Origin of the sequence: Shewanella atlantica (assembly GCF_003966265.1) — a bacterium.
Classification (GTDB): Bacteria; Pseudomonadota; Gammaproteobacteria; order Enterobacterales; family Shewanellaceae; genus Shewanella; species Shewanella atlantica.
The window spans coordinates 1-10077 of record NZ_RXNV01000030.1; the positions used below are offsets into that span (position 1 = coordinate 1).

Annotated in this window: 8 protein-coding genes; 5 read left to right on the plus strand and 3 right to left on the minus strand. The window is 44.8% G+C overall.

The genetic code is table 11. The features are described 5' to 3' along the window. Positions 1-78: 78 nt before the first annotated feature. Positions 79-528, minus strand: coding sequence for a dCMP deaminase family protein (locus EKG39_RS23060; RefSeq protein WP_126508302.1), 450 nt, complete (start codon positions 526-528; stop codon positions 79-81). 243 nt (positions 529-771) lie between these two features. Between EKG39_RS23060 and EKG39_RS23065 the strand changes: the two genes are divergently transcribed. Further along, the gene (locus tag EKG39_RS23065) at positions 772-1878 is read left to right on the plus strand and encodes a M20/M25/M40 family metallo-hydrolase (RefSeq protein ID WP_126508303.1); all 1107 of its coding nucleotides are present in this window, start codon (positions 772-774) and stop codon (positions 1876-1878) included. A 280-nt stretch (positions 1879-2158) separates the two neighbouring features. After that, entirely contained in the window at positions 2159-2407 is a 249-nt protein-coding gene (locus EKG39_RS23070) for a DUF3297 family protein (RefSeq protein WP_126508304.1), read from the plus strand. 246 nt (positions 2408-2653) lie between these two features. Here the strand turns inward: EKG39_RS23070 and EKG39_RS23075 are convergent, their stop codons facing one another. Then, the gene (locus EKG39_RS23075) at positions 2654-3385 is read right to left on the minus strand and encodes a nucleoside phosphorylase (protein ID WP_126508305.1); all 732 of its coding nucleotides are present in this window, start codon (positions 3383-3385) and stop codon (positions 2654-2656) included. Positions 3386-4488: 1103 nt separating this feature from the next. Here EKG39_RS23075 and EKG39_RS23080 point away from each other — a divergent pair. The 3 genes from EKG39_RS23080 (at position 4489) to EKG39_RS23090 (ending at position 8180) form a co-directional block, all read left to right on the plus strand. Continuing rightward, on the plus strand, positions 4489-6042 hold the full coding sequence (locus EKG39_RS23080; protein WP_126508306.1) for an ammonia-forming cytochrome c nitrite reductase subunit c552: 1554 nt from the start codon (positions 4489-4491) through the stop codon (positions 6040-6042). A gap of 576 nt (positions 6043-6618) precedes the next feature. Next, on the plus strand, positions 6619-7692 hold the full coding sequence (locus tag EKG39_RS23085; protein ID WP_126508307.1) for a DUF3083 family protein: 1074 nt from the start codon (positions 6619-6621) through the stop codon (positions 7690-7692). Between the two features lie 245 nt (positions 7693-7937). Next, positions 7938-8180, plus strand: coding sequence for a hypothetical protein (locus tag EKG39_RS23090; RefSeq protein WP_126508308.1), 243 nt, complete (start codon positions 7938-7940; stop codon positions 8178-8180). An 86-nt stretch (positions 8181-8266) separates the two neighbouring features. On the opposite strand, the gene EKG39_RS23095 is transcribed toward EKG39_RS23090, so the two are convergent. Further along, complete coding sequence (locus EKG39_RS23095; protein WP_126508309.1) at positions 8267-9718, minus strand: DUF3360 family protein; 1452 nt, start codon at positions 9716-9718, stop codon at positions 8267-8269. Between the last annotated feature and the right edge of the window lie 359 nt (positions 9719-10077).

Below are 10077 nucleotides of genomic sequence, written 5' to 3' on the forward strand. Positions count from 1 at the left end.
CCACTATTTCAATTATTCATTATTGGAGCTTTAAAAGTCGCTGAACTCTTTGTTTCAACAGCTGCTAAGGACGGTTAATTAGTTAGCTGCTAAAGGCTCTACCTGCATCCAATCGACCTGAACCCCGGCTTGGTCGAACATATCCTGACTGACTTTAATCTTATCTCCCCAGCGCGACAGGAAATCCTGGCTGGGTTGCGGGCTATGTACGGCGCGTAAACCCGTTTGGATTATCTTGGCGGCGCAGTTAGGGCAGGGGAAGTGGGTCACCCAGATCTCACAGCTACTCAGATCACGTTTGGCATGGAGAATAGCATTCTCTTCTGCATGGAGAGTTTTCAGCAGCTTCATCTCTCGGTTGTCGGTTTCGGCACTGTCGGAGATCCCATGGGGGTAGCCGTTGAAACCTAGTGAGACAATGCGGTTATTTTCGGTGATCACCGCACCAACTTGAGTGGAGGGGTCTTTACTCCAGGATGCAACGAGTTCGGCCATCTGTAAAAAACGTATCGCCCATTTTGTCATCATCTAACTGAAACTCCTAAATCTATACTATTGAATAAACCGCTCAAACCAAGTGTTATTCTCTATGGAGAACAATGATAAATCAACAGATAACCAATCAATAAGGAATAAGTTGGGTCAGGCATAAGTTGGGTCTGAGTCTGCCTCACTTATTCTTTCGGGCATTTCTTTGATGTAACCCATCTATCCTATTCTCACTTGGGTTTATGATTCTTGTCTATTTCGCAGAAAAGAAGTCGCATACAGATGACAAATATTAATCAACAAAGGCTGGTTGAACACTTTATCTCGCTGGTGAAAATTGACAGCGAATCAGGCAATGAAAAAGCGGTTGCAGAAACCTTAGTAGAGCAACTCGGTCAACTGGGCTTTGAGGTGACTCAGCTTAGCGTTCCGGGCACCATTTCAAATGGGTTTAATATCTACGGCAAGCTACAGGGCTCGCTTGAAGGCAGCATTATTTTCAGCAGCCACATGGACACTGTGACACCGGGTAATGGTATTGAGCCCATCATTGAAGATGGTGTTATCAGCGCTAAAGGCGACACCATTTTAGGGGGCGATGATAAATCTGGTATTGCTGCGGTCATGGAAGCGGTTCGCAACATTCAAGAAAGCGGCGAAGCACATAAAACCATTGAAGTTGCGTTTACCGTTTATGAAGAGCGTGGCATGCATGGCTCTAAGAACTTCGATATGAGCAAGATTGAGTCTGACCAGGCTATCGTGCTCGATTCCGGTGGCCCGATTGGCACGATTATCACTACCGCTCCGGGTCAACAAAGCCTGAAAGTTACCATCAAAGGCAAGCCTGCTCATGCGGGGCTGGAGCCTGAAGCGGGCATTAATGCCCTGACGGTCGCGGCCGACGCAATCAGCAAGATGCAGCTGAGTCGAATCGATGATGAAACCACCGCCAATATTGGTGTCGTGCAAGGTGGTCAGGCGACCAACATCGTCATGCCTGAGCTGCACATTGAAGCGGAAGCCCGCTCACTCAATGATGATAAGCTGGCCAAGCAAGTCGATCACATGGTATCGACGTTTGAAGCGGCGGCGCAAAAGCATGGCGCAGGTATCGAGATAGCCTCGAGTCGTTCTTACAATGCGTACCATATCTCTGACGATGACGCGCACGTCGTTGCAATTAAAGCCGCTTTTGAAGCCATAGGTATTGAAGCTTTCACTAAGCCTACCGGTGGAGGCTCAGATGCCAACATCTTTAATGAGAAAGGTCTGAAGACGGTTAACTTGTCGACGGGGATGTCGAAAGTGCACACCACAGATGAGTTCATAGCTGTCGCCGATCTGGTAGCAATCACAGAGTTTATCCGCTCTTACCTGACGCGTTGATAAAAGGCTACCTGACGCGTTCATAAAAGTGGAGTGTTTTCACTTGTGAACTATGGGGCTGCTGTCGGTCGGTGCCGATAGTGGTCTTTGGAGTGTCGGTCTTTGCTCTATCTGAGTCGAGATAAGTGGGGGCGCGGATAAATGACGAGCTATTGCCTGGCGATTGTCTAAAGAGCTGGGGAAAGGGCACTCACATTTATTACTGCCGCGCTTGAGCATAAGGCTTGTATTGCCTACAATGGCGCGATTATTTATACCATCTCTCACTATAGGCCAGACCATGACCGATACTACATCGCAACCAGCATTACCCGATCGTCTTTCCGTTAATCCACGTAGTCCACATCATGTGGCTGAAATTTTCGAGCACGAGATCGGTATTAAGGTCAACGGCAAAGAGCGTTTTGATGTTGAGGAATATTGCATCAGTGAAGGTTGGGTAAAAGTCCCGACTCACAAGGCGTTAGACCGTCGTGGTCAACCGCTAATGATGACGATAAAAGGAACGGTTGAAGCGTTTTATAAATAAAACGTTTTTAATGTAGGAGCGGCTTTAGCCGCGAAGTGATTAAAACGAACCCCTTGCGGTTCGTTTTTTTATAGGCTGAGTTTGAGGGTTATATTGCTGTCATTCCGGCGATGCCTTTCGCCGGAATATATCATTTTTACAGCTTACAGCTCGCCACTTAGAGCTTATAACTTACAGCTCACCACTTAGAGCTTATAACTTACAGCTCGCCACTTAGAGCTTATAACTTACAGCTTATGACTTCTTTTAAGGCTGTAGCCACAGGGCATGCAACGCGGCTCTGGAGGCGACCACTTCCCCCTGCATCATCACATTATCCGCATTAACGTATTGATTGACTCCATCCTGAACATCCTGCTGGTAAAGCACCACGTTATTGAGTACTGATGCCACTTTTAGTCCGCGTAGCCTTCCCACAGTTAACAGGGCGGAGGTTTCCATATCTGCGCCAAGCACGCCTTTTTGGCTCCAGAGCTGACAGATAGTATCCTCATCATCGCGGTAAAAACTATCATGGGAGCGCACCAGACCCACGTGAGTCGGGTAATTATTTTCAACCAGATATGCCTCGATACCTGAGAGCAGGTGGCGGTCGGCGCAAGCAGGAAACTCACTGGCCACATAAGCCTTAGAGCCTCCCTCATCGCGCACAGCTGCTTCGGCAACAATCAATTCGCCCAGGGCAATATCGTGCTGCAGCGCCCCGGCTGAACCGACCCGCACTATATATTTGGCACCACAAAGGTTTAGTTCTTCCAAGGCTATGATGGCCGATGGTGCACCTACACCTGTGCTGCATAGGGTGATCTTCTTGCCCTGATACAGGCCATTCATCAGTCGAAACTCGCGGTTATCGGCTATCAGTTCAACTTGCTCCAGCAGGGCTGAGATACGATTAACACGATCCGGTTCACCACATACGATGACATGGTCTGCTACCTGCTCTGGACTTACCGCTATATGGGGTTGTTTGCTCATCATTTGCCTCTTAATGACAATCCCCGTCATGAGCCGACTGCAGCCTTAGTGTTGGCTTTGGTCATTGCTAATAAAGTCGGGTATGTCTGGTTCTGTCTGGCCGGGTTTTGTGCAGGGGCTCTCTACAGGGAGTCTCCACAGGAAAAATCGGCAGCATTGGTATGGCTGATATCATACCAAGTCAGTATTTAGATACTTAGATCCTGTCGCCATTATTCAATTAAATAAGACCACCCAAAAGCATGGCCATAATAGTGTCCCAGTGGGCCAGCTCATTTTGGTTTATAAAGCGTTGCTAAGCCCTGTTACAGATAATTCCATTTACAGCATCGGTGTAGCTTCTGACCTATAAGGATATTGTAAATGTCGGAGCTTGCGGCGCTGGGTAGAGTTGTTGGGCTTAAGGCATGCTAACTCTATAATTTCGTGCCACCTTTTCGTTTTTATCATCGTTAGTAGCTAGTCGGCTAGGACCTCTTTGCCGGTTCACTCTTCTTTGTTGCTTGTTGATGTTCTTATTCATTTAGTTTTAGTGAAAAATTAAGGTTGAGTTAAGAAAAGTGCTGTAGGTAGCCCAGGTTTATCTATAGCTAGCACTTATTTTTTGCTATTTATTTGGATCTGGTCGTTGTTTTTATGGTGATTTGTGAAGTCTATCTGCATTGATTTTTGATAAGTTAATTTAATATTTTAAGTTTCATAAGAAAAGATTTTTGCCTTTCGTAAGATCTTGTTATTAATCGTCTTTATATTTATTGCGCTAGTTTTGTTTTTTTATAATCTTATATGGCCTTCAATCTGGGTCGCGATATATCGCTATATGTGCGATATATCGTTTAATTGGGTGTAACCTTTACTTAATTAATGAATTTAGCGTACCTATAAGGAGATAGTTAATTCAGGGTTAAAGTTTGATCGGTAACATGTTTATTAAATTTGCTTAGGGGTTTATCACATTGTTACTTTAATTCTATGTTCAGTTGTTTTTGCTGTGATATTAATTGTTTCAAGTTCGTTGAACGGTTAAATATTGAGGTTAATATGATTTAATTGTTGATGAGCTGGTTTTTAATAAAAATTAAAAATGTCGATGAGGAATGAACATGAAAATTAAAAAGCTGGCAATTGCTGTCATGCTATCAACCGTATTTACTGGTTATAGTATGGCAACAGAAGTCGATTTATATAAAAGTGAAAATTGGAAAAAACAGTTCCCTGAACAATATACTACTTGGGCTGAAACAGAGCTGACCACCCCTGAATCGGGTAAGTTGGATGACTTCTTAGCTTCTAATCCGAACCTTGTCAGCGCATGGGCCGGCTACGGATTTGCAAAGGATTATAATCGTGCCAGAGGTCATCAATTTGCGATGACTGATATAATAAAAACGCTGCGTACAGGGCATCCTGTTGTCGGCCATGATGGTAAAGTCGTTGGCGAGGCAATGCCTGCTAACTGCTGGTCTTGTAAGACACCCGATATTGCTCGCATGTATGACAAGGTGGGGGAAGCTAATTTCTCTGACAATAGCTGGTCAACCTGGGGCCACGAAATGTCTAATTCAATCGGTTGCGCCGATTGTCATGAGTTAGGCAGTGATGAAATGAGAATTAGTCGTCCCTATGCAGCTCGCGCAATGAAATCGATTGGCAGAGACTTTGCTGATCAAAAACAGACTATGCAAGCCAGCCAGACTTGTGCTCAATGTCATATTGAATACTACTTCGAAGGTTCCGACAGTAAGAAAGTTCGCTATCCTTGGGATCATTGGGTGCCGGGTGTGAAAACTGATTATAAAGAGGTCGTCAGCTACACCGGCACTGATGGTCTCTATGAAGGTTTCGCGGCTGAAGCCAAGCTTGCGTACTATGATGTGCGTAACTTCAAAGACTGGACCAATGCCATTTCGGGCGTACCATCACTCAAAGCGCAACATCCTGAATATGAAAACATGTCAGATCGAACTGAACATGCAATGGATAATCACTTAGAGTTTGGTTGTACGACTTGTCATATGCCTAAAGCGACCAATAAAGCCGGGGCTAAGTACTCAAATCATAAAGTGACGTTTGACGCTGAACAACTGCCTGAAAGCTGTTTAAGTTGTCATGAGGGCGCTGATTTCGAAGAGATGTTCGATGAGCGTAAAGCTGAAATCAAAAAGCTGCGTTTTGCTGCCAATGGCACAGATCCCCGCTTAACTGAAGCTCACTTCAAAGCACAGGCAATTTGGTCTGCGAATGGGATTAAAGGTCTTGAAGCAGGTAAGAGCATTGGTGAAGCAAAGGGTAACTACGAAGCGGCATTAAAAGCAGGTACTCCGTTAGCGGCAGAAATGGATAGTTTATTAACTAAAATCAGACATGGACAGTGGTTCTGGGACAGTGCAACGGCGTCTCATGGTATCCATGCTCACAATCCTACAGAAGCTGTACGTCTGTTGGAAAAGTCGAATGGAATTTTAGATGAAGCGATTGCTGAAGCCGATCTGTTATTAACTAAGTATGCGCCTGATTATGTTTATGATGGCAGCAAATACGATACTAAAGCTAAGGTTCAACCTTTAGCCGGTCTTAATTTTGAAGCGATGAAAACCTCGAAGGAAGCATTTATAGAGAAGCGCGTTGAAAAAGAATGGCCCGTTGATTTGAAATAAATAGCATCTCCACTATTACCTCTCAAATCCTTTGCCAGTCGATGTAAGTCGACTGGCTTTTTTTTGTTATCCAGCTTTCAAATTAAATAACACTGTCACCGTTTGTTATTTGTTATTTTCTTTGTGAAAGTGAAAGTGAAAGAAAAAGTCGATTAGATTTTATTATTCTCATCAGCCTAGCCAGTTTAACCGGCTTTTATGCTGGTTCGGTAAATACCACTAATAATGAAATTAACGCAGCCAATCATTTTTAAACATCCTATTGTTAATCTTTTTGAAAATACGTCCTTTATCATTGTGCAGCTAAATTGTATGAGCCTCACAGTGAGGAGGAGGTCTGTATATGGAGATACCTATCTTTGAGGGCCATGGATGGCAAACGAAGGGGGGAGCTGTAAAGGAGGGATTTATCCTTACATTTAGTTTTTTTGCATATCGATTTTAAGCATTAAATCATATTCGAAGGGTATTATGTAGCTTCAGCTAAAAGTGTGCTCTATAGCAGTATTCTCGTCATAATTTACCGCTACCATTGGCACCAAGCTACAAATGGTTAACTTTTCACAAGGAGTATTTATGGCCCTTAGGCATCAGCAAAAAGTGTACCTACCCAAGGACGTTCGAAGTAATCAATATATCACCGCAGAAATCATAGTAACGGATGAGTTGCTGGCCCATTATCCCGATTATAAAACCTGTTATCATACGCTTAGCCGCACCATTTTCAGCCTTGCGGAGCAGGAAGAGTTATATAACATTCATGTGATCACTAACGATAAATTACCCGTAGTGCGCTTTCACACCGAAGCCTACTGCTTCCCGACCGCTGAACAGATCATATTTTTCTATAATCCTGAGTATCATGAAGCGCAAACTCTCCATAGTCAGGATGATTACCGGGCACGAAAAATCAGGATTGTATTGTTAGCGACAGGTGAAGAGATCCGCAGTAACTCGGCTAATTTTCATATAAAGGTTCAGTCTTTCCTTGCCAAGCTGGCGCCTCAATTGCCGGAAAAAGATCTGAGAATTAAAATTCGCGATCATCAACATCTCTCTTATGACCTGTTCGCCAAATCTAAAGGCAACAAAGAGAGCTATGGATATAAGCTGCGCTCAATCAGCGACAGATATAGAGCAAGACAGTGTCCGCTTCCCGAAGGACACGGTTCATTATGCTATGTCACGGTAAAGCTCCCTCTGAGCCGTAAGCTCAAACAAGCTTTACTGCCGACACATACCGATGACTTTACGCCGCTGTATAAGAAGCTGGAAGATACATTTATCCAGGCCGCAGCAGGCAACAAACTTAACCGAATCGCTATGGTGGCTAATGGGCTGACACCACTGGTCCGTAACAGTAAGTTCGATCAGGTCGATGGTACCGACGAGGTGCAGATGCTCGGCTTCGATCCTAATATCGAAGAGCAGCAATATATTCGTCATTGGGACGGTAAACGCCTGGTCGAAACGGTGAACTTTACTATCGCCGCAGGCGTAAACGACTCCAAAGATGGCGGCCTTAGCCGTTATCTGAATCGGGTTGAAGATGCCTTAAAGAGCCTTACGTCTGAATTAGCGTTAGACAGATCACGCGAAGAGCTGATTGTGCGGTTCCATCAACACATTAGTTATCAAAAACCTGCATAGTTTATCAGCTAAATAGCCGTCATCATCGTGGCTTGAGCCTTGTCTATCCTTAAACATCGATTTGGATGTTTGAGGAGGCAGGGCCTAAGGCTCTGTGTAAGCGGACTTAACTGCAAAAATTGAGCGTTCACTCCTCCTTAAGTTCCTGGATTCTACCTTTGCCTTTTTGATCTCAGTTAGCTTGTAATTGCGCCGAATTATCTATTATATTAGTTAAATGTTATGCAAATGATGGAGGGGCTACCGTGACAGATGACAAGCTGATCTTGCTGCTGAAGTGCTGTATCACTGTCGGCCTTGCCCTGATCTCTCTGGGCATCTATTTTCACAACTTTAGCGACACGGTTGAAGCTATGGGCGTAAAAGGAATCATCATTAGTGCAATGTGCGTGGCCTTCGGCATGGCGCTGTCTCTGCCTACCAAGATGTACCTGACTTTTATTCTGGTTAAGCGGGAAGCTGAAAAGGAAGTGCCAGAGAGAGAATAGATGGGGTCTGAGATAGCCCCATTTTTTAAACGAAGTAATGAAAGATAGGCCAGTTATCTGACCTATCGTATTTTCAAGCTTAAGCGTTATAACAAAGCAGGTATGCCCGGTAATTGACCTACCAGTGCTAACGAACCTACACAAATGACCAGAGCGGCCACTGGAATGATAAGTTTGTCAGTACGTGACAGAGAATCTGCACGCTCTTTGTTGCCTATTAATCCGAGGTTATCGAGTACCATAGTCAGTGCCCAGCCAAAGACAGGGTTGACCAAGGCGCAAGCGAACATACAGATACCGGCGCTTTGAGCGTTACTCGAACTCTTCACCATCTGCATTCCGGCTTCAAGCAGCGGTAGGAATACACCCACTAAAAGAGCTACGCGCAGAACTGGCTCCCACATCGCGAGATCCATCGGGAAGCCCAATACGGCAGTCAGTACACAGAGTAGACCTGTCAGTAACGCACCACCTGGAATGGGGCGTTTAGCGATTGCCGCCGGGATCATGTAGGTACCCCAAGACGAGGCCAGGTTACCGCCACCTAAGCCTGCACCGACTATTTGACGGATAGAACAGACGGCCATGGTGTCGTCTACATTCATCAATGTGCCTTTGGCACTTTTCGGGTAATTTAATTCCTGAAATACGCGGTGACCCAGAAAATCCGGTGACCACATCGCCACAGCCAGAATAGCGAAAGGAATAACTGCAATATAGTGTTCAAGTTGCGGCCATCCTAATTGCCAACCGGTAGTTTCACCCCACCAGTAAAACGGATTCATATTAGGTAAACCCGGTTCGGTAACAAATTCGAACGGTACGCCCATTGCGAATGCAACGACACCGGCAATCAGTGAACACAGTGGAATAGCCAACCAACGTTTTTCAATTTTGGCCAGGTAGGCATAAATAATAATGGAGGTAAGAATGACGACGAATGGAACCGCATCTTGCGCTGAGTTTATCGCCCAGGACTCAAATTTGTTTAATTGTCCGATAAGTCCTACAGCACCAAGGTATATTAACAATCCACCTCGTACTCCTTCGCCGGTTAAGTTTACCAGCCGGGACCCGCCCTTGGTCGCACTTAAGATTAAGCCAAATATACCCACCATTATCCCAAGCGCAAGAGGATGTCCGCCAGCTGCTGCGATTAATGGAATCAGGGGGATCATTGGGCCGTGGGTGCCCGCCAAGTTGGTCAGCGGGTTTAGGATTGCTGAGAAGAAAACAACAAAGATGACACCGGCAATCAATAGTTCAAAGCGGGTGTTTTCAGCGACAAACTCTTGTGACAGGCCAAACTGTGTTGCAAATGCAGCAACCATAGCGGCTACCATCACGACTTTACCGATTGTTGCAGCAAGCGCTGGTACCCAATCCTCTATTTCGATACCGAAATCACGAAACGGTAAATTAACCCGCCAGCGTCTTAGATCCATAATTGATAGTTCATGTTCAAGATAGGCGCTCCTCGATTCAAACTCGCTTGCCTTTCGGCGGCGCTGTTTATAGGTCGCTTGTTCTATACTCATATCTGCTCCAATTGATCAATAACACCAGCTGAAAACACTTTCTGTTAATGAAAGTAACTTATGTTAATGAAAGAAGTTTACATTAATGAAAGTTCTATTAACGAAGTTTAAGCATAGTCTGAACAATTTCAATAACAATTAGCGATGTTTAATATACAGGTTGGACATTTTTCGATCTTGTGATCTCTAGCGTCTTTAGCTTGTGCGGAGTGTGATCTCTGTCGCTTTTTTAGATCTTCATTAGAGTCAACGGGTTATGAGCTATTAGAGGTTTGTCGCACTTAATGGTCACTATTTGTGTCAGAAATGTAACGAATACCAAGTTCCAGGGGAAAGCGGATAAATGGAGGAGTATATGA

Bases quoted from the DNA above. Each gene is read 5' to 3' on its own strand.
- EKG39_RS23060 (WP_126508302.1), bottom strand. From the start codon at position 528: ATGATGACAAAATGGGCGATACGTTTTTTACAGATGGCCGAACTCGTT.
- EKG39_RS23065 (WP_126508303.1), top strand. From the start codon at position 772: ATGACAAATATTAATCAACAAAGGCTGGTTGAACACTTTATCTCGCTG.
- EKG39_RS23070 (WP_126508304.1), top strand. From the start codon at position 2,159: ATGACCGATACTACATCGCAACCAGCATTACCCGATCGTCTTTCCGTT.
- EKG39_RS23075 (WP_126508305.1), bottom strand. From the start codon at position 3,385: ATGAGCAAACAACCCCATATAGCGGTAAGTCCAGAGCAGGTAGCAGAC.
- EKG39_RS23080 (WP_126508306.1), top strand. From the start codon at position 4,489: ATGAAAATTAAAAAGCTGGCAATTGCTGTCATGCTATCAACCGTATTT.
- EKG39_RS23085 (WP_126508307.1), top strand. From the start codon at position 6,619: ATGGCCCTTAGGCATCAGCAAAAAGTGTACCTACCCAAGGACGTTCGA.
- EKG39_RS23095 (WP_126508309.1), bottom strand. From the start codon at position 9,718: ATGAGTATAGAACAAGCGACCTATAAACAGCGCCGCCGAAAGGCAAGC.